The organism is Pseudomonas wadenswilerensis (genome assembly GCF_024749185.1).
Taxonomy (GTDB): Bacteria; Pseudomonadota; Gammaproteobacteria; order Pseudomonadales; family Pseudomonadaceae; genus Aquipseudomonas; species Aquipseudomonas wadenswilerensis.
This window is the reverse complement of record NZ_CP087191.1, coordinates 2939152-2959507: the sequence shown is the minus strand read 5'-3', so window position 1 is coordinate 2959507 and position 20356 is coordinate 2939152. Positions and strand designations below refer to the sequence as shown.

Annotated in this window: 12 protein-coding genes; 9 read left to right on the top strand and 3 right to left on the bottom strand. The window is 64.7% G+C overall.

Features of this window, described 5'->3' with window-relative positions:
- The first annotated feature begins 2 nt into the window (after positions 1-2).
- The 8 genes from LOY45_RS13535 to LOY45_RS13500 all read left to right on the top strand — a co-directional run bounded on the left by LOY45_RS13535 (position 3) and on the right by LOY45_RS13500 (position 16442).
- Positions 3-743 carry an efflux RND transporter periplasmic adaptor subunit gene (locus LOY45_RS13535; protein WP_415842516.1) on the top strand — a complete coding sequence of 247 codons (741 nt, stop codon included), beginning with the start codon at positions 3-5 and terminating at the stop codon, positions 741-743.
- Positions 740-2059, top strand: a complete 1320-nt coding sequence (locus tag LOY45_RS13530; RefSeq protein ID WP_115086659.1) for an efflux RND transporter periplasmic adaptor subunit — start codon at positions 740-742, stop codon at positions 2057-2059. Before LOY45_RS13535 ends, LOY45_RS13530 begins: the two co-directional genes overlap by 4 nt.
- Complete coding sequence (locus tag LOY45_RS13525) at positions 2056-4155, top strand: site-2 protease family protein (RefSeq protein ID WP_258577810.1); 2100 nt, start codon at positions 2056-2058, stop codon at positions 4153-4155. Before LOY45_RS13530 ends, LOY45_RS13525 begins: the two co-directional genes overlap by 4 nt.
- A gap of 114 nt (positions 4156-4269) precedes the next feature.
- Complete coding sequence (locus LOY45_RS13520) at positions 4270-4770, top strand: GNAT family N-acetyltransferase (protein ID WP_134064681.1); 501 nt, start codon at positions 4270-4272, stop codon at positions 4768-4770.
- Positions 4767-5111: a DUF6916 family protein gene (locus LOY45_RS13515; protein WP_115086656.1), complete on the top strand. Its 345-nt coding sequence runs from the start codon at positions 4767-4769 to the stop codon at positions 5109-5111. The genes LOY45_RS13520 and LOY45_RS13515 overlap by 4 nt, the downstream gene beginning before the upstream one ends.
- 38 nt (positions 5112-5149) lie before the next feature.
- Positions 5150-5689: a phage tail protein gene (locus tag LOY45_RS13510; RefSeq protein ID WP_115086655.1), complete on the top strand. Its 540-nt coding sequence runs from the start codon at positions 5150-5152 to the stop codon at positions 5687-5689.
- Positions 5690-5782: 93 nt separating this feature from the next.
- Entirely contained in the window at positions 5783-14914 is a 9132-nt protein-coding gene (locus tag LOY45_RS13505; RefSeq protein WP_258577809.1) for a DUF4347 domain-containing protein, read from the top strand.
- A gap of 52 nt (positions 14915-14966) precedes the next feature.
- Entirely contained in the window at positions 14967-16442 is a 1476-nt protein-coding gene (locus LOY45_RS13500; protein WP_258577808.1) for a TolC family protein, read from the top strand.
- A 95-nt stretch (positions 16443-16537) separates the two neighbouring features.
- Here LOY45_RS13500 and LOY45_RS13495 read toward each other — a convergent pair whose 3' ends face one another.
- Entirely contained in the window at positions 16538-17152 is a 615-nt protein-coding gene (locus LOY45_RS13495) for a LuxR C-terminal-related transcriptional regulator (protein ID WP_258577807.1), read from the bottom strand.
- A gap of 115 nt (positions 17153-17267) precedes the next feature.
- Here LOY45_RS13495 and LOY45_RS13490 point away from each other — a divergent pair, with 115 nt between their 5' ends.
- Positions 17268-18884, top strand: coding sequence for a hybrid sensor histidine kinase/response regulator (locus LOY45_RS13490; RefSeq protein ID WP_115086651.1), 1617 nt, complete (start codon positions 17268-17270; stop codon positions 18882-18884).
- Between the two features lie 7 nt (positions 18885-18891).
- On the opposite strand, the gene LOY45_RS13485 is transcribed toward LOY45_RS13490, so the two are convergent.
- Together LOY45_RS13485 and LOY45_RS13480 are read right to left on the bottom strand one after the other, a co-directional pair.
- Positions 18892-19209, bottom strand: a complete 318-nt coding sequence (locus LOY45_RS13485; RefSeq protein ID WP_134064689.1) for a hypothetical protein — start codon at positions 19207-19209, stop codon at positions 18892-18894.
- A gap of 157 nt (positions 19210-19366) precedes the next feature.
- Positions 19367-20242 (bottom strand): response regulator transcription factor, encoded by an 876-nt coding sequence (locus LOY45_RS13480; protein ID WP_115086649.1) that lies wholly within the window; start codon positions 20240-20242, stop codon positions 19367-19369.
- Positions 20243-20356 lie beyond the last annotated feature (114 nt).

The window sequence follows — 20356 nt, the reverse complement described above, 5'->3', positions numbered from 1 at the left end:
GGATGGTGCTGGTGATGGCCAGCGGATGGGCTCAGGCCGCAACGGACCCTGACCCGTTGCTCGAAGGTGCTACCTCCACCGCCAGCGAGGTCCGTGGCGTGTTGCGGGCGCGCTCCCAGGCGCTGTTGGCCAGTGAACTGGCCGGGCGGGTGGTGGAAATACCCTATGCCGAAGGCCAATCGTTCAATAAGGGCGATGTGCTGGTGCGCTTCGACTGCAGCGCCTACCAGGCGCAACAGAGTGCTGCCGGTGCTGCGGTGCGAGCCACCCGTGAAGAGCTGCGCAACAAGCAGCAACTGGCTGCGCTCAATTCAGTAGGGCGTTTCGAGGTGGCCCTGGCCGAGGCCCGCCAGGCCCAGGCTCAGGCTGAAGCCCAGGTGTACCAGGTGCAGGTTCAGCGTTGCCAGGTCAAGGCCCCTTTCGATGGGCAGGTGGTCGCCCGCAAGGTCCAGGCCCATGAAAGTGTCGCCAGTGGCACGCCACTGCTGGAGATCGTCGACAACCGTTCCCTGGAAGTCCACCTGTTGGTGCCCTCGCGCTGGCTGGGGCGGCTCAAGCCGGAGCAGAAGTTCAGCTTTACCCCCGACGAAACCGGCAAACCCCTCGATGCCTCGGTCAAGCGCCTCGGCGCTCGGATTGATGAAGGCAGCCAGACCTTGTTGTTGATCGGCACGCTGCCGGCCAACAGCCCGGGCTTGCTGGCGGGAATGAGCGGTACCGCGCATTTTGCCGACCAGCCATGAACGCCCCCGTCCCGGGTGTGCTCGAACAACTGCTGGCCCATTACCTGGGCCTGGAGCGCCAGGCCCGGGCCGCTGCCACGGTCGAGGCCCTGGCTTTCGCCATGGTCAACGATGGCCAGGCATTGTTCGGCTACCGCCATGCCGTGTTGCTGATCGCTGGCAAGGTCCGGGCGCTCACCGGCATCAGTGTGGTCGAACCCAATGCGCCGTTCGTGGCGTTCATCGAGCGTGCGGTCGGCTGCCTGGAAGCCGCTAAGCACTTGGCCAATGCCGCGCCGGTGCGCGCCCAGGCGCTGGATGCCGCCAGCCGCGAGGACTGGCAGGCACTGTCGGCGGCCGAAGCGTTCTGGCTACCGCTCAAGGACCGTCGAGGTGAAGTGTTCGGCGGCCTCTGGCTGGCCCGCGACACGCCCTGGAGCGAGGCTGAACAAGCACTGCTGGTGCAGTTGGGGGATTGCTACAGCCATGCCTGGCGGGCCTTGCAGCCTGGCAAGCCGTGGCGCCTGCGCTGGCCGCTACGGACCCGCTGGGCGCTTGCCAGCATCGTGCTGCTGTTGCTGTTCGTGCCTGTGCGCCAGTCGGTGCTGGCGCCGGCCGAAGTCGTGCCGCGCAACGGCCAGGTGGTGGCGGCGCCACTGGATGGGGTGATCGCCGAGTTCCTGGTCAAACCCAACCAGCGCGTGACCATCGGCCAGCTGTTGCTGCGCTTTGACGCCACCAGCCTCAAGGCGCAGGCGGATGTGGCTGAACGCACCCTCGGCGTCGCCGAGGCCGAACTCAAGGCCAATACCCAGCGGGCCTTCTCCGATGCCGAATCCGGTGCCCGGCTTGACCTGCTGGCCGCACGGGTCGAACAGAAACGCGCTGAATACGACTACGCCCGCGATCTGCTGGCGCGCACTGAAGTGCGTGCCGAACGCGAGGGCATCGCAGTTTTTGCAGACGCCCAGCGCTTAACCGGCAAACCGGTGCAAACCGGTGAACGCCTGCTGGAAATCGCCGACCCGGCCGAGGCCGAACTGCGTATCGAATTGCCCGTTGCCGATGCCATCGACCTTGCACCGGGCGCCGAGGTGGCGCTGTTTCTCGATAGCGATCCGTTGCATCGTCATAGTGCACAGCTTGAACGCGCCGCCTATCAGGCCCAGACCACGCCGGCGGGGCAGCTGGCCTACCGGCTGGACGCACGCTTCAGTGCCGGGCCACCGCGGATCGGCTTGCGTGGCACGGCCAAGGTCTTCGGTCAGCGCGCCCCGCTGGCCCTGTACCTGTTGCGCCGACCGTTGGCGGCGCTGCGCCAGGCGGTGGGGGTGTGAGCCTGCCCGCCCTGCGCCCGGACCTGCAGCTCTCGGCCAGCTCAGCGGGGCTGGACGGCGCGCCACAATGGACCCTGGCCGACCCGTTGCGCGGGCGCTATTTCAAGCTCGGTGCGCCGGCAATGCGCCTGTTGCGCCACTGGGCACTGGGCGACCCGGCACAGGTCCTGGCCGCCGCCAATAGCGAAGCGGGGGTGCCGTTGCCGGCGGCGGCCGTGGAAGAATTGCTGCGCTTCTTGCGTGGCCACGACCTGGTCACGCCCGGCGATGATGAACAACGCGGCAGCTACGCGCTCAAGGCCGCGAACCAGCGCCAGGGGATCTGGACCCAGCTGCTGCACAAGTACCTGTTTTTCCGCATTCCGCTCTGGCGCCCGGATGCCTTCCTCAATCGCACCTGGCCGTGGCTGGCGCGCTTCGGGCCCAGGCTTCTGCGCTATGGCCTGCCGCTGGTACTGGGGCTGGGGGTCTTGCTGGTGATGCGTGACTGGGAGCGCTTTCTGGCGACCTTTCCGCACCTGCTCAGCCTCGGCGGCGTGATCGCCTTCGCCATCGCCCTGGGTTTCGCCAAGCTGTGTCACGAGTTCGGTCACGCCTACATGGCCAAACGCGCCGGCTGCCGGGTGCCGAGCATGGGCCTGGCGTTCATGGTGCTGTTACCGATGCTGTATACCGACGTCAGCGATGCCTGGCGCGTGGAGGATCGCCGCACCCGGCTGCTGATCGGCGCCGGCGGAGTTCTTGCCGAGCTGCTGCTGGCCTGCATTGCCTTGCTGGCCTGGTCGTTGCTGCCGGACGGCGCAGGGCGCACGGCGGCCTTCATGCTGGCCACCGCCACCTGGCTTACCACCCTGGCAATCAACCTCAACCCGTTGATGCGCTTTGACGGATACTTCCTGCTCAGTGACCTGTGGGCGGTGGACAACCTGCAGGGCCGGGCCTACGCCCTGTGCCGCTGGCATCTGCGCGAGGCACTGTTCGGCTATCGCGAGCCGGCCCCCGAACCCTGGTCGGCCGGCATGCGTCGGCGCCTGCTGGTCTGGGGCTATGCCTCGTGGCTATGGCGGGCCGTGCTGTTCTTTGGCATCGCTTTGGCGGTCTATCACCTGTTCTTCAAGGTGTTGGGTATTTTCCTGATGCTGGTGGAGCTGGTCTGGTTTATCGGTTTGCCGGTCTGGCGCGAAGGCCGGCACTGGTGGCAACAGCGTGAGCAGGCCCAACCCAGGCGGGTGATGCTGCTAGGGCTGGGGCTTCTGGCATTGCTGGCGGTGTTGCTGGTGCCCTGGCGCAGTGACGTCGAAGCACCGGCGATGCTCGAGGCATCGCGCAGCAGCGCGTTGCATGCGCCGACGGCGGCGCGTATCCGCCAGGTGCGGGTGCATGACGGCCAGCGCGTGGCGAAGGATGAGCTGCTGGTGGAGCTGGAGTCCCCGGACCTGGATTCGCGCCTGCGCATCATTCGCCGCGAAATCGAGATTCTGCAGTTGCAGTTGCGTCGTCAGGCCGGGCGCAGCGAAACCGCTGGCGACAGTGGCATCCTTGAGCAGCGCCTGGCCGAGGCTGTTGCCGAGTACCGCGGCTTTGTCGCCCAACGTGAACGGCTGAAGCTGCGCGCACCGCATGCCGGGATCGTGCGCGATCTGCTCGGCGATCTGGGGCCGGGCCGCTGGGTGGCGGCGCGCTTGCCCCTGGCCGAAGTGGTGGAGCAGGGCACGCGCCTGCGCGGCTACCTGGCCGAAGCCGATCTGTGGCGGGTTCAGCCCGGTGCGCCCGGGCGCTTTGTCGCAGACGACCCGTTGCGCGCCTCGCTGAAAGTGCAGCTGGATGATATCGACACCACCGGAGTCGCCTATATTGACCAGGAAGCGCTGGTTTCCGAGCATCGGGGACCAATTGCCGTGCGCCGCGATGAGGACAACCGCGCCCAGCCATTGCAGGCGCAATACGGGGTGCGGTTTACCCTACAAGACGGCGCGCAAACAGGTGTTTCACAGCCTGTCCGTGGCCTTGTGGTGCTTGAAGGTAGTGGCGAATCGCTGGTGGCGACGGCCTGGCGACGAGTAGCCGCACTAGGTGTAAGGGAAAGTGGATTTTAAGCGTGCGATTGTTCAACAATTGGACTAATCTGCCATCAGTTTAATGCCACACTGATCAGCCGATCATTTTGCTCCAGGTCCAAGCGTTCCAACCAAACAGGGAAGTTTGCGTTCATGATGAAGTTCGCGGTGTCCCTTCGAGGGATGGAAGCTGCCGACCTGGATTTCCTGCGGATGCTCTACGCCAGCACTCGCAGCGAGGAAATGGCCCCTAGCGGCTGGTCTGCCGAGGCCATTGCGGTCTTTCTCGACCAGCAGTTCCAGGCTCAGCACCAGTACTATCAAGTACATTTTCACGACGCCGAATTCTACCTCATCGAACAAGACGGGCAGCCCATCGGCCGCTTGTACCTGTTCTGGGGCCAGACCACCCTCAACCTCATCGATATCGCCCTGCTGCCGGCTTGCCGCGGCCAGGGGCTTGGTACCCGCTTGCTCACGGACCTGCTCCAGCGCGCCGATGAACGCGGGCTGGCCGTCGAGTTGTCGGTCGAGCCCTACAACCCGGCGCTGCGCTTGTATGCCCGGTTCGGTTTTGAGGCCATCAATACTTCCGGTGTCTATCTGCGCATGCGCCGCCAGGCACCGGTGTGCGCCGACAGGATTGCCTCATGAGCGAACAGAATCTCTACCTCATCCCCAGCCGCGACGAACTGGCCCAGGCACCCGTGCAGGGTTTCGTACTCTGGCTCGCCGCGGACCAGGCGCTGCCGCTGACGTTGCTGCAAGTGCTCGACGGTACGCCGATGAGCGCGCGTTATGAATGCTATAGCGCGGTTTTTGCCTTGCCTCCCGCCGTGCGGCTGCCCCAGGCGGTGTATCGCCTGGGTGGCCCGGCGGGGCAGCAGTGGGTGTTGCTGATGACCCCGACACTGCCTGAGGCAGACGGGCGCCACACCCTCGAAGTGGTGATCCATCGCGAATGCCAAGCACCGCCCCAGGCGGTCTGCGGCTAGGCCCGAGATTCCAACAACGCAACGTAAGGAAATGCCCGATGAGCGAACCATTTCTCGGTGAAATCAAGATGTTCGGCGGCAATTTCGCGCCTCGCGGATATGCCCTCTGTCAGGCCCAGATCCTGCCTATCGCGCAGAACGCGGCGCTGTTCTCGATCCTTGGCACGATCTACGGCGGCAATGGCCAGAACACCTTCGGCCTGCCGGACCTGCGCGGGCGTAGCCCGATTGGAACCGGGCAGGGACCGGGCCTGAGCGATATCGATCTGGGCGAGGTGGGCGGGGTCGAGAACATTGCCTTGACCTACAACCAGCTGCCGAGTCACGGCCATGCGCAGGTGATCTCGACGGTTGGCGGCAGCAGCGACGTGGGCAGCGAATCGTTGTACCTGGCGCGCGCGGCCGATACCGCCGGCAACACCGTGAACATCTACGGTAGCGACATGACCGGTGCGGTGACCCTGGCCCCCAACTCGCTGAGCCTGGCCGGCGGCGGCCAGCCATTCGGCAACCGTAATCCGTACCTGGGCGTCACCTACATCATTGCGCTAGAAGGCACCTTCCCTACGCGTAGCTGATCAGCGCAGTTCGGTGGCGGCCCCGCTGGGCCGCCGCCACTTTCCACCGTTTGCTGCCTGTGGGCAGGGCGGTTGCACAGCAGGAGGCGGGGCATGAAGTTCATCGAGCGATTCAAGCGTCAGGCGGCGCAGCAATCCACGCCACTTGCGGGCAGCGGCCAGGCACCATTGCTGTTCGCCCTGGAGCCGCGGATCATGTTCGATGCCTCCGTGGCGGTCGTTGCCCAGGAGGCCGTGGCCGAGGCGACAGCCGAGCCGGCCAAGGACAGCGCTTCTGCCGAGCACAACGCACAGGCTGCGCCGGCCTCCGCCGACATTGGCAGCCAACAGGCCGGACAACGCCACGAAGTGGTGTTCGTCGATGGCCAGGTCAAGGACTCGCAACAGTTAATCAACGGCCTGCCTGCCGGCACCGAGGTGGTAATCCTCGACCCGAGCAAGGACGGCCTGCAACAGATGGCCGACTACCTGAAAGGGCGCGACGGCCTGGATACCATCCACCTGCTGTCCCACGGGGCATCGGGCACCGTACAGCTCGGCAATGTCTGGCTCGACAGCAGCAACCTGGCCGAGCACAGCGCAGCCCTGCAAGGCATCGGCTCGGCGCTCAAGGCCGATGGCGACCTGATGCTGTATGGCTGTCGCGTCGGCAAGGACAGCGCCGGCCAGGCGTTCGTCGATCAGCTGGCGGCGTTGACCGGCGCCGATATCGCGGCCTCCGTCGATGACACCGGGGCCCAGGCCCTGGGCGGCAACTGGACCCTGGAGCGCAGCAGCGGGGTGCTGCAAAGCGCCTCCCTGGGCACCCAGTTGAGCGGCTACCAGAGCCTGCTGGCCACCAGCTTCAGCTCCGGTTCTACCGCTACCTTTCCGGCGCCGCTGTTCGGTGTGCGTACCGTGGCGGGCGATTTTGACGGTGATGGCGATGCCGACATCCTCTACCAGACCGGCGGCAACGGTACGGCCTGGCAGTATGCGCGCAGCAACGGCGACGGCACCTTTACCCTCCTGGCCCAGGCCGCCTCGCCCTTTGCCGGCCTGAGCCTGGGCGACACCGCGGGTAACAACGTGTTCGCCGAGGATTTTGACGGCGATGGCGATATCGACCTGCTGGTCGGGGTGAACGGCGGCCAAGGCAACTACTTTCGCAACGACGGTGGCAGTTTCAGCAGCCAATCGAACGCCACCTTTCCGTCGCTGAGTTTCGCCGTGCGCATGGTAGTGGGCGACTACGACAACGACGGCGACGCCGACATCCTCTACCAGACCGGCGGCAATGGCTCGGCGTGGCAGTATGCGCTCAACAATGGCAACGCTACCTTCACCCACATGGCCCAGGCCGTTTCGCCGTTTGCCGGCCTGAGCTTCGCCGACCACAACAGCAACGCCTACCGGGTCGGCGATTTCGACGGTGACGGTGATCTGGACATCCTCACCGGGGTCAACGGCGCCACCGGCAACTACTACCGCAACGACGGCGGCAGCTTCAGCAGCCAGTCGAGCGCCACCTTCCCGGCACCGGTCTTTGGTGCGCGCCTGGTGGTGGGCGACTTCGACAGCGACGGCGATACCGACATCCTCTACCAGACCGGCGGCAACGGCACGGCCTGGCAGTATGCGCGCAGCAATGGCGACGGCACGTTCAGCATCATGGCCCAGGCCGCTTCGCCGTTTGCCGGCGTGAGCCTGACCGACACCAGCGGCACCAACTACCGGGTCGCCGATTTCGACGGCGACGGTGACGTCGACCTGTATGCCGGGATCAACACCTCCACCGGCACCTACGTCATTCAGAACGACCGCCCGCCCATCGTGGTCAGCTCCACCCCGAGCGACAACGGGGTGAACGTTTCGCCCACGGCCAACATCGTGCTGACCTTCAACGAAAGTGTGGTCAAGGGCAGCGGCAACCTCTATATCGTGCGCACCTCCGACAACGCCATTGTCGAAACCATTGCAGTCGGCAGTGGGCAGATCACCGGTTCCGGCTCGACCTGGACCATCGACCCGTCGATCACCCTGGCGATGGGGACCGGCTACGCCATTCGCTTCGACAGCAAGACCTTCGCCGACCTCGATGGCGCGATTTTCAAGGGCATCAAGAACAACACCACGCTGAACTTCACCACCCTCAGCAATGCCGTGCCGGTGGTCGGCAACCTCAATGGCGATTCGGTCGGTTTCAACGAAGGCGGCACTGCGGTGCTGATCGATGCTGGTAGCAATGCCACCCTCAGCGATGCCGATTCGGCGGACTTCAACGGCGGCAACGTCACCGTAGCGATCGTCGCCAACGGCGTGGCGGGGGAGGACGTGCTCAGTGTCCACAACCAGGGCTCGGGTGCCGGCCAGATCGGCGTATCGGGCAGCAACATCACCTATGCCGGCGTGACCATCGGCACCTGGGCCGGCGGCACCGGGGGCAGCAACCTGGTCATCAGCCTCAACGCCAGCGCGACGCCCGCCGTCGTCGAAGCGCTGCTGCGCAACCTGACCTACAGCAACAGCAATACCGGTGACATCGCCAGCGCCAGCCGGACCGTGCGCGTCACCGTCAACGATGGCGACGGCGGTACCAGCAGCAACGCCAACGTCACCGTCGCCATCACCGCGATCAACGATGCGCCGACGGTAGTGGCGACGCCGAACAACCCGACCTTTACCGAGGGCGGTGGCGCGGCGGACCTGTTCAGCGGCGTCACCGTCAGTGCGCTGGAGGCGGGGCAGAATATCGACCAGTTGATCCTCACGGTCGGCAACCTGGGCAATGGCAGCGACGAGCTGCTGGTGGTCGACGGCACCACCATTGTCCTGCTCAACGGCACGACCGGCACCACCGCCGGCAATAGCATGAGCTACCTGGTGAACATTACCGGCAGCACCGCTACCGTGACCCTGAGCAAGGTTGGCGGTATCACCACGGCGGCGACTCAGACCCTGGTCGACGGCCTGGCCTACCGCAACAGCAGCCAGACCCCTGACACCACCAGCCGGGTGGTGACCCTGACCAGCATCCGCGACACCGGCGGCACCAGCAATGGCGGCGTCGACACCCAGGTGCTGGCGATCGCCAGCACAGTGACGGTGGTGGCGGTCAACGATGCGCCGACGCTGTCCGGCGGGCCGTACGCACTGCCCGGCACCGACGAGAACACAACGACCTCCGGCGTGCTGGTCTCGACCATCCTCGGCGGGCTGACCTATGCAGATGACGATGCCGGTGCGCTGTCCGGAATTGCCCTGACCGGCAGCAGCGGCAACGGCACCTGGCAGTACTCCACCGATGGCCTGACCTGGAACGCGGTGGGCGCAGTCGCGGGCAATGCCGCCTTGCTGCTGTCGAGCAGCAGCTACCTGCGCTATGTGCCCGACCAGGGCAATGGCGAGAACGTCAGCCTGTCGTTCCGCGCCTGGGACCGGAGCAGCGGCACGGCGTCGACCAACAGCACCCGCAATACCGCCGACACCAGCAGCAATGGTGGCAGCCTCGCGTTTTCCAGCGGTATCGCCCAGGCCACGCTGAGCGTCACCACACTCAACGATGCACCGGTGCTGACCCCGGCCGCACCGTCGCTCACGCCGTTGAGCGACGGTGCGATCAACAACGCCGGGCAGACGGTTGCCAGCGTGGTCGGGGCCAGCATCAGCGATGTCGACAGCGGCGCGCTGCAGGGTATCGCCATCACCGGGCTCACCAGCGGCAACGGCACCTGGCAGTACAGCCTCGACGGCAGCACCTGGAACGCCGTCGGTAGCGTGGCAGCCAACAGCGCACTGCTATTGCGGGCCACCGACAAGGTTCGTTTCGTCCCGGACGGTGCCAATGGCACCACGGCCACCCTGACCTACCGGGCCTGGGACCAGTCCGGCCTGACGGCAGGGCAGCAGGGCACCAAGGTGGACACCGCGCCGTCCGGTGGTACCGGCGCCTTTTCGGTCGCCAGCGACACGGCCAGTGTGACCGTCACCGCAGTCAACGATGCCCCGCAGGTCACCACCAGCGGCGGCACCACCGCGTTCAGCGAAGGCAATAATGTCGTCTCGACCCCGGTGGTCATCGACAGCGGGTTGACGCTGGCGGATTCCGACAACGCCACCCTGGCCAGCGCCACGGTAAGCATCACCGGCAACCTGCAGACCGCCGAGGACCGCCTGGCGTTTAGCAACAACCCGGCGACCATGGGCAATATCTCCGCCAGCTACAACGTTGCCACCGGCGAGCTGACCCTGACCTCGGCAGGGGCCTCGGCCACGCTGGCGCAATGGCAGGCGGCGCTGCGCGCGGTGAACTACACCAACCTGTCCGACGCGCCAAGCACCGCTAACCGTACGGTCAGCTTCCAGATCAACGACGGCAGCCTGGACAGCACCGTGGCGACCAAGACGGTCAGCGTCACGGCGGTCAATGACACGCCGCAGGTCAGCGCCCCGGCGACGCTGTCGGTCAGCGAAGACACGGCTACCGCAGTCACCGGCATCAGCTTCAGCGATGCCGATTCAAGCACGGCCACGGTAACCTTCTCGGTGGGTTCCGGTACCTTGTCGGCCACCAGTGGCGGCGGGGTGGTGGTCGGTGGCACGGGCTCGGCCCGTACCCTGACCGGCACTATCGCCAACATCAACACCTTCATTGCCGGCAGCAACCTGAGCTTCACCACCGCCAGCAACGCCACTGCCAATGTGACCCTGATGGTGAGCATCGACAGCGCCAGCAGCGCCACGGCCTCGACCATCACGACCTTGCAGGTCACGGCGGTCAACGACGCACCGAGTATCAGCGCGCCGGGCAGCATTGCCGTGAACGAGGACCAGCCTGGCGCCATCACCGGCATCAGCTTTACCGACGTCGACGCCGGCAGCGGCGCGGTCACGGTCGTCCTCTCGGTGCCCAGTGGCAGCCTGAACGCAACCAGCGGCAGCGGTGTTACGGTGAGCGGTTCCGGCACCGGCAGCCTGACCCTGGTGGGCGGCCTGGCCGATATCAACGCCTTCATCGCCGCCAGCCAGGTGAATTTCCTCACCGCCGCCAACTCGGTCGCCAACGTCACCCTGACGGTGGCCATCGACGACGGCGGCAACACCGGCATCGACCCCGGCAACTCCGGTACCGGTACCTCCGAGGCGAGTAGCACCACGCTGACCCTGGCGGTGACGGCAATCAACGATGCGCCGTTCAACTCGGTACCAGGCACCCAGTCCTTCGCCCAGGACAGCGTGCTGGTGTTCAATGCCGGCAACGGCAACCTGATCAGCATCAGTGACGTGGATGCCGGCAGCAGTGCGCTGCAGGTCACGCTTGTGGCCAACAACGGTCTGATCACGCTCTCCGGGATTGCCGGCCTGAGCTTCACCACCGGTGACGGGTCAGCCGATGCGACGATGATCTTCACCGGTAGCCTGGCCAGCATCAATGCCGCGCTCAACGGCCTGAGCTTCAGCCCAACCCCGGGCTTCAACGGCCCGGCGTCATTGCAGATCATCAGCAACGACCAGGGCTTTAACGGTAGCGGCGGCGCGCAGATCGACACCGACACCATCAACCTGAACGTGAACCCGCTCAATCCGTTGGTGAGCAACGTCCAGGTCAGCAACCCCAATGGCGGCTACAAGGCGGGCGACGTCATCAACGTGACCGTCACCTTCGACCAGACGGTGGTTGTCGATACCACGGGCGGCGCGCCGAGCCTGTTGCTGGAAACCGGCCTGGTCGACCGCCTGGCGTCCTATGTTTCGGGCTCCGGCAGCAATACCCTGACCTTCAGTTATGTGGTCCAGGCCGGCGACCTGAGCGCCGACCTGGATTACACCTCCACCGGCGCGTTGAGCCTCAACGGCGCGACGATCAAAAGCGTGCACAGCGACGATGCGGTGCTGACCCTGCCCACCGTGGGTGGCGCCAACTCCATCGGCGGCCAGGACAGCATCGTCATCGATGGCGTGGCGCCGACAGTCACCAGTGTCGGCGTGCCGGCCAATGGCAGCTATGTCGCCGGCCAACACCTGGATTTCACCGTCAATTTCAGCGAGAACATGCTGGTCGACACCAGCGGCGGTACGCCACGCCTGGCGATCACCCTGGATACCGGCGGCACGGTCTACGCCAACTACCTGTCCGGTTCCGGTACCGGCGCCCTGGTGTTCCGCCTGACCGTCGCCAACGGGCAACTGGACAGCAACGGTATCAGCGTGGCCGGTGCCATCGACAGCAACGGCGGGGCCTTGCGTGACAGCGTCGGCAACACTGCAGTGCCCACGCTCAACGGCGTGGGCAGCACCAGCGGCGTATTGGTCGATGCCATCGTGCCAAGCGTGGCCACGGTCGCGGTGCCGGCCGCCGGCGCGTATAACAGTGGCGACGTGCTGAGCTTTACGGTCAATACCAGTGAAGCGGTGAGCGTCGATACCAGCGGGGGGACGCCACGCTTGCTGCTCGACATTGGTGGCGTGACCCGTTATGCAACCTATGTGTCAGGCTCCGGCAGCGACGGGTTGCTGTTCCAGTACACCGTGCAGGCCGGCGACAACGACAGCAACGGTATCAGCGTGGCGGGCAGCCTGGACCTGAACGGCGCAACCGTGGGCGATGCGGCGGCCAACCCGCTGACGCTGACGCTCAACAACCTGGGCAGTACAGCCTCGGTGCTGGTCGATACCGTTGTCCCGCAAGCCACCGGTATCGTGCGCGTCGATGCCAGCCCGAGCGCTGCCGATTCGGTGCGCTACACGGTGACGTTCGACGAAAACGTCAGCGGCGTGGATGTCGCCGATTTCACCCTGGTGTTGACCGGCAGCGCTGCCGCTAGCATCGCCAGTGTTACCCAGGTCGATGGCCATACCTACACGGTACTGGTCAACGGCCTGAGCGGGGCGGGCAGCGTGCGCCTGGACCTCAATGGCAGCGCTACCGGCATTGCCGATGCCGCCGGCAACGGCCTGAGCGGTGGCCTGGCTGGCGCTGTCTACAGCATTGACCGGGTCGCGCCGAGCATCACCCATGTCGATGTACCCGGTAATGGCAGCTACGTTGCCGGACAGAACCTGGACTTCACCGTCCACCTCGACGAAACCGTGGTGGTCGATACGACTGGGGGCACACCGCGTATTGCCGTAACCCTGGATACCGGCGGCACCGTCTATGCCAATTATGTGTCGGGCTCGGCCAGCACCGCCCTGGTGTTCCGCCTGACCGTCGCCAGCGGGCAGCTGGACAGCAATGGCATTAGCGTCGCCGGCACTCTCCAGCTCAACGGCGCCACTCTGCGCGACGGGCTTGGCAACGATGCCGGTACCCCCCTCAACGGCCTGCCCAGCACCAGCGGGGTGTTGGTCGATGCCATCGTGCCGAGCGTGGCCACGGTCGCGGTGCCGGCCGCCGGCGCGTACAACAGCGGTGATGTGCTGAGTTTCACGGTCAATACCAGTGAAGCGGTGATCGTCGATACTTCCGCCGGCACGCCACGGCTGCTGCTGAACATCGGCGGGGTAACCCGGCACGCGACCTATGTGTCAGGCTCCGGCACTGGCGCGCTGCTGTTCCAGTACACCGTGCAGGCGGGCAATAACGACGCCAACGGCATTGGCGTGGCGGGCACCCTGGACCTGAACGGCGGGGCCGTGCGCGACGGGGCGGGCAACAGCCTGAATCTTTCGCTCAACAACCTGGGCAGCACCTCGTCGGTGCGGGTGGATACCGTGGCGCCGCAGGTGGCCGATATCGTGCGGGTCGACGTCAGCCCCGTCGCCAGCAGTTCGGTCCGTTACACCGTGACCTTCGATGAAAGCGTCAGCGGCGTCGACAACCCCGACTTCGAACTGATGTTCAGCGGCACGGCCAACGGGCATATCGCCAGCGTGACCCAACTCAACGGCCGCACCTACACCGTACTGGTCGACGGCCTCACCGGGGTCGGTACGCTGCGCCTTGATCTCAAAGACAGCGGCACCGCTATCGTCGACCTCGCCGGCAACGACCTCAGCGGTGGCCTGCAAGGCAGTGTCTATAGCATCGATCGGGTAGCCCCCTCGGTGACGGCGGTGGAGGTTCCGGCCAGCGGTACCTATGTCGCCGGTCAGTCCCTGGATTTCACCGTGCACCTGGACGAAGCCGTGCTGGTCGATACCGCTGACGGGCTGCCGCGCCTGGCTATCAACCTGGGCAACGGCAAGGTCGCCTATGCCGATTATCTCTCCGGCTCCGGCAGCACGGCATTGGTGTTCCGCATGACCGTCAGCAGCGGCCAACAGGGCAACAACGGCATCAGTGTCGGCTCGCTCATCGAGCTCAACGGTGGCAGCCTGCGCGATGCGCTTGGCAATGACCTCAAGGCTGAACTCAACAACATCGGCAGTACCGGTGCGGTGCTGATTGACGCGCGGGCGCCGCGGCCAAGCACGATCACCCTCGATGGCCCTTCGCCGACGGCGGAACAGACCCTGAGCTTCACCCTGACCTTCGACGAAGCGGTCAGCGGCGTGGACGCCGGCGATTTCAGTGTGGCGAGCACCGGCAGTGCCAGCGGTAACGTGCAGTCGCTGGTGCAAGTCGATGCCCGCACCTACCGCATCAGTGTGGCCAATATCAGCGGCCAGGGCAGCCTTGGCCTGCGCCTGAATGCGCTGGGAAGCGGGATTCAGGACCAGGCCGGCAACGCCTTGGCGGTGTCGCTGACCGGCCCGGCCTATGTCATCAATGCGCAGGATGCCGGCGACCCGGAGTACCGGATCAAGGTCCCCGAGCCGAGCACCGTGCCTCCGAGCACCTTGGCGCAACCACAAGTACCGCTGCTGCCAACGCAGCCGACGACCTCACCCTTGTTGCCGACGCCGTTGTTCGAGGTGCGCACGCTGGGCAGCGGCATCGCCCCGTTGGGTAGCCTCTTCATACACAACGGCGCCAGCGCACCGAGCTTCATCGCCCAGGTCTTTGCCAGCAGCAACAATCCTGGCGAGGGCACGGGCACCGGGTTCCTGGGTTTTGGCGGTGGCGATGGCGGGGTGTTTGGCAGTAGCAGCTTCTCGGATATTTTCACCCGGCAAATACCGTCAGAGGCGACCGAGTTGAGCGTTTTCGATGGCAAGCAGTGGCGCGGCGGCGAAGGCCGCGGTGCCCCCGGGGCACCGACCCTGGGCCAGCAGCTGCAGGCAATGAACGAGGCTGACCAGCGTCCTGTACGCGAGTTGGCCCTGGCCCTGGCGCAACCGACACAGATCGGACCGCGGGCATGATGTACGGCACCAACACTTTCAAGATCAAGCCGTACCAGGGGGCGGCCCAAGGATGAAAAAAAACCACAAGTTGCTCGGGGTCAGCGTCTTGGCATTAGCTATCAGCGGCTGTGCAGTCACCAGCCAGCCCATCGACCGACAGGTCAGTGAGGACCGGGCACGCACCGATCTCAGCGCCATGTTCAAGGACCAGGAACCGCTGCGGGGGCCATTGACCTTGCATCAGGCGATGGCCCGGGCAGTGAAATACAACCTTGAGGCGCGACTGAAAGTCATGGAAGAAGCGCTGGCCAAGCGCCAGGTCGACCTGGCGAGCTTCGATATGCTGCCGCGCATGGCACTGGAAGCCGGTTATGCCGGGCGTAACAATGTCAGTGCATCCAGCAGCCAGAGTGTGCGAACCGGCACCCAGTCCCTGGAACCCTCGACCTCCCAGGACCGCGATCGTGAGGTGGCCGACCTGACCATGGTCTGGAACGTCCTCGACTTCGGCGTCAGTTATGTCAGCGCCAAGCAGCAGGCCGACCAGCGCCTGATCCTTCAGGAGCGTCGGCGCAAGGTCATCCATACCATCACCCAGGATGTACGCTCGGCCTACTGGCGCGCGGTAGCGGCGCAGCGTCTGCTGTCGCAGATCGACAGCCTCATGGGCCGCATCGCCGAGGCGCGCAACAACAGCCAGCACATGAGCGAGCAGCGCCTGGGCGATCCGGTGCAGGTGCTCAGCTATCAGCGTGCGCTGATCGAAGCGACGCGCCAGCTGGAAGAGCAGCGCCGCGCCTTGTCGCTGGCCAAGACCGAACTGGCGGCCTTGATCAACCTGCCGTTGAACGCCGATTTCAGCCTGGCGCCGCAGGACGGCTATGCGCTGCCGCAGTTCACAGGCGATTTCGCCAAGCTTGAGCAGCAGGCCCTGGCCAGCCGGCCGGAACTGCGCGAGCAGGATTACCAGGCACGCATCAGCGCGGCAGAAACCCGCAAGGCCATGCTGCGCTTGCTGCCGGGGCTGGAGTTTTCCGCCGGCGGGCATTACGACAGCAACTCCTTCCTGGTCAATCAGAGCTGGGCGGACTACGGCGTCAAGGTCACCTGGAACCTGTTCAACGTGCTCTCGGCACCGGCTGCGATCAAGGTTGCCAAGGCCGGTGAGGATGTAGCGGCAGCCCGTCGCCAGGCAATGTCGATGGCGGTGCTGGCGCAACTGTATGTGGCCAATGCCAACTTCAACGAGGCGACCCGGCAGTTCCGTACCAGCGAAGAGCTGGCAAGCCTGGACGGGCAGATTGCCGAGCAACTGCGCAACCGCTATCAGACGCAGAATATCGGTGAGCTGGAACTGATCCAGGGCGAGCTCAACAACCTGCAGACCCAGCTCAAGCGCGACCTGGCCTATGCCGAACTGCGCAATGCCCACGCGCAGCTGTTCGTCAGCGCCGGGACCGATCTGCTGCCCGAGACCCTGCCGGACAACCGCCTCGACACCATTGCCGCGGCATTGCAGAGCAGCGAGTCGCGCTGGGTGCGTTGATGGCTGGATAATTTCGCATACGACTGTGCAGGAGCGGATTTGCCCCGCGTTGAGCCATGCTGCAGTACCGGCCTCATCGCGGGGCGAGCCGGCCCCTATGGGGTGACCGAATACTTCACCGCTGCCGCCGCCCGCGACGGCACGTTGAGGGTGCGCAGCAACGACGACACATGAATACGCACGGTAAACGGCGAGATATCCAGCTCGCGGGCGATTTCCTTGTTGGTCTTGCCCTGGGCGATCAGGCGCAACACCTCTTGCTGGCGCGCGGTCAGGGCGGCGGCGACGGCACTGGTATCGAGCGGCAGCAGCCCGGACGGGGCAAAACGTACCAGCACTTCGCCTTCGCGAATGGCCAGGATGGCTTCACCGATCTGGTCGGGGGCGATGTTCTTGCCGATAAAGCCGTCGATGCCGGCGGCCATCACCTCACCGATCAACTCTTCGTCATCGACCATCGACACCACGATCAAGGTGGTGCGCCGCAGCTGCTGGCGCAGCTCGACCAACTGGCTGATGCAGGTAAGCCCGGGGAAGCGCAGGTCGAGGATCAGGGTGTCTGGTGCTTCGCCGGTGGCGATCAGGCCCAGTACGCTGTCCATGTCGCCAGCCTCTTCGAGATCGGCGTCGGGCAACAGGCGCTGGACAGTACGCACCATCGCTTCGCGAAACAGCGGGTGGTCGTCAGCTATGATGATCCGGCATGCCATGTCGAGTGCCTCCCTGGGCCTGGCGTTCCTTACAGGCGTGCTACTTTACCACCGGGCACGGACGCTGCCCGGTGTACGTACTGGATATGACGACTGTCGCACAAGGATGTTCCCGATGAAGTTCGAGAAAAACACCGAGCTCGACCAGGCCAACCTGCGGATCATTGTTGCCGGCCTTGCCATGGTCTATATCAGCGTGTTGGGTTTTCTGCCCGGGCAGCAGGTCAACGCTTACCTGCCGATCATGATCTACATCGTCCTGTTCCTGCTGCTGTCGATCGTCCTGCGCCAGGTCATCGTGCGCTGGCCGGGCGTGTATCCGGCGCGGCGCATCTTCAGCATGGTCCAGGACTACACCGGCACCTGTTTCGGCCTGGTGGTGGGCGGCGAGGCGGCGCTGCCGCTGTACGCGGTGATGGTCTGGGTCAACCTGGGCAACGGCATGCGCTACGGCTCGCGCTACCTGGCGATCGCCACCGCACTGGCATTGTTGGCGCTGCTGTGCGTCTATCGGCTGACACCCTACTGGCAGGCGCAGCCGTTCATGGTGCTGATGTTGATGATCACCAGCACGGTCATCCCCATGTACGCGCACCTGTTGCTCGAACGCACGCGCAAGGCCTCCGAAGAGGCTACCGCGGCCAACCTGGAAAAATCGCGCTTTCTGGCCCAGGCCAGTCACGACCTGCGCCAGCCCATTCACTCCATCGGGCTGTTTACCGCCTGCCTGCGCGAAGCACGCCTGGGCGAGGAGGAGCGGCGCCTGGTCGACAACATCGACCGCTCGCTGCACAACGTCTCGCAACTGTTTCGCTCGATTCTCGACCTCTACACCCTCGACAGCGGCCGCCTGCAGCCACGCTTGCAGCGCATACAGCTGGGCGAGTTTCTTCACGACCTGCTGCGCCAGAACGCCGAAGCGGCCCGCTGGGCCGGGGTTGAACTGCGCCTGCGCGCTGGCGAACACTGGGTACAGGTAGACCCGGCGCTGCTGGCCACCATGGTCCAGAACGTGCTGTCCAATTGCTTCAAGTACGCGCCGCAGCGGCCGGTACTGATCGGCGTGCGCAAGCGTGGGGAAGGGCTGGCCATTGTCATTCATGACCAGGGCCGCGGCATTGAAGCCGACGAATTGCCGAAGGTTTTCGAAGAGTTCTACCGCGTGCGTCAGTTGCGCGACAAAGACGTCGAAGGCGTGGGCCTGGGCCTGTCGATTGTCAGGCGCCTGGGGCGGATGATGGGCATGGAAGTGGCGATACGTTCGCGGGTCGGCCATGGTACGGCCGTGAGCCTGCAGGGACTGCGCAAGATTGAGCCACCCAAGCAGCAGATCTACCGTGAAGAGCCGAGCCAGGTCGGCTTGTTGACCGGTCTGAAAGTGTGCCTGGTGGAGGACGATCGCAACGTGCTGCTGGCCACCAAGGCCTTGCTTGAGCGCTGGGGCTGTGAAGTGCAGGCCGAACTGAGCGGCAAGGACCTGGCCAGCGACTGCGACATCATCGTCGCCGACTATGACCTGGGCAACCACGCCACCGGTATCGAGTGCATCGACCGCTTGCGTGCGCAACGGGGCAGGGCCGTGCCGGCGCTGATTCTCACCGGGCACGAAGTGGAGAAGATCCAGGCGGCCCTGCACGACCGCCAGATCGCCATTCTGTCCAAGCCGGTGCGCCCGGCGGAGTTACGTGCCACCCTGCGGGCATTGCGTGAGGCCTCGACAGTGTCGGTTTAGTTCAGGATCAGTAGCGCTGCAGCGGATTCTGCGGCCGGCCACTGTTCTTGTTGTAGCAATGCGCGCTCATGCCCATACCCATGGAGGCGATCCCGATCATGACGCCGCTTGGCAGCTCGCAGTTGTAGTCACCCGAAGCGGTGCTGGCGATGTAATAGGTGGAGCTATGGTCGCTGCGCACGTTGGAAATCTTGGTCACCGGCTCGCCGATGGTGGTCTGCGCAGTGGACTTGAGACGGTCTTCGTTGGGCTTCATGGTCTGGCAACCGGCAAGGGCGACCAGCAGGGCGCTGAGCAGGGTGATCTTGGTGAATGCTGGTTTCATGGTGCATCTTCCTTGGTGTTGTTCTGTTTTACGGGCACAACGATCCCTCACGCTGCATCATCGCGGCGTTGGGGAACACTGGGGTTGCCGAGGAATATAGCGCCAGGGAGGAGGGGGGTCGATTAGCACAAATGGGCTAATGGCACGTAGCCATCCGTCAGCGGTTGGCACCCAGTCGCAGGCTTTCGACGACCTCCGAGAGTGCTTCCGTTGAAGTCGATTCTGCCCCGGAGCTTTCAGCTCGAGGGAGCTGCCGATACTCGCTGGGTGTACACCCGACGAATTGCTTGAAGGCACGGGCAAAATAGGAAGGGTCCTTGAACCCGACTTCGTAACCGATGCTGGTGATGGGCATCTGGCTGTTGTCGAGCAGCTCCCTGGCAAAGTCCATCCGTTTGCTCAGGATGTACTCCATGAACCCCACGCCATTGACTTCCTTGAACAGGCGGCTGAAGCGAAAGGTGGTCATGCCGCAGCGCTTTGCCAGTTCTTTCTGGTCGATGCTGTCGCGTAAGTGCTGGTCGATGTAGAGCAATACGTTACTGAGCGCCTGGTGCTTGTGGTGTTCTGCGGTCAGCCGGATGCTGTCCGGCAGCGACGGGCCATGTTCGATCAGTGGCTTCTTGGCATGAATGTGAGTGCTGCGGCGCAGTTCGCAGAGTTGCTGCAGTGCGTGCAGAAAGCGGCTTTTTTCGCTATTGCACAGGGGCAGCACGATGTACTCCCAGACACGCGAGCGCATGGCCCATACGGCAAGCTCCTCGGAGTGCTGTACGGTGAACATGGCGATCGGTATCGAGGGGGACTTGTGCTTGATCTCCAGCAGCAGGTTGAGGCCAGGCATGTCGGGGCGGTCATAGTGAATGCAGACCATGTCTGGCTGGCGCTCCGCCGCAAGCTCGGACAACGAGGCGTTCTTGGCGATACGGCATTCACAGGTCGGGCGAAAATGCGCGACCAACGCCTCGGCCGATCGATCCCGGGTGCGATCGAACCACAGCAGAAATGGCGGGTTGGCCGATTCAGGTTTCATCTTCTCATTCCTTCCTTGCTTCTGTTTTCTCAACCTCGCCGGGCAGTCAGCGCTGCAAAATAATCCTAGTGTTCAATAAAAAACTCCTAACCCCTCGTTATGTCTCCTGACTAG

Bases quoted from the DNA above. Each gene is read 5' to 3' on its own strand.
- LOY45_RS13535 (WP_415842516.1), top strand. From the start codon at position 3: ATGGTGCTGGTGATGGCCAGCGGATGGGCTCAGGCCGCAACGGACCCT.
- LOY45_RS13530 (WP_115086659.1), top strand. From the start codon at position 740: ATGAACGCCCCCGTCCCGGGTGTGCTCGAACAACTGCTGGCCCATTAC.
- LOY45_RS13520 (WP_134064681.1), top strand. From the start codon at position 4,270: ATGATGAAGTTCGCGGTGTCCCTTCGAGGGATGGAAGCTGCCGACCTG.
- LOY45_RS13515 (WP_115086656.1), top strand. From the start codon at position 4,767: ATGAGCGAACAGAATCTCTACCTCATCCCCAGCCGCGACGAACTGGCC.
- LOY45_RS13510 (WP_115086655.1), top strand. From the start codon at position 5,150: ATGAGCGAACCATTTCTCGGTGAAATCAAGATGTTCGGCGGCAATTTC.
- LOY45_RS13505 (WP_258577809.1), top strand. From the start codon at position 5,783: ATGAAGTTCATCGAGCGATTCAAGCGTCAGGCGGCGCAGCAATCCACG.
- LOY45_RS13500 (WP_258577808.1), top strand. From the start codon at position 14,967: ATGAAAAAAAACCACAAGTTGCTCGGGGTCAGCGTCTTGGCATTAGCT.
- LOY45_RS13495 (WP_258577807.1), bottom strand. From the start codon at position 17,152: ATGGCATGCCGGATCATCATAGCTGACGACCACCCGCTGTTTCGCGAA.
- LOY45_RS13490 (WP_115086651.1), top strand. From the start codon at position 17,268: ATGAAGTTCGAGAAAAACACCGAGCTCGACCAGGCCAACCTGCGGATC.
- LOY45_RS13485 (WP_134064689.1), bottom strand. From the start codon at position 19,209: ATGAAACCAGCATTCACCAAGATCACCCTGCTCAGCGCCCTGCTGGTC.
- LOY45_RS13480 (WP_115086649.1), bottom strand. From the start codon at position 20,242: ATGAAACCTGAATCGGCCAACCCGCCATTTCTGCTGTGGTTCGATCGC.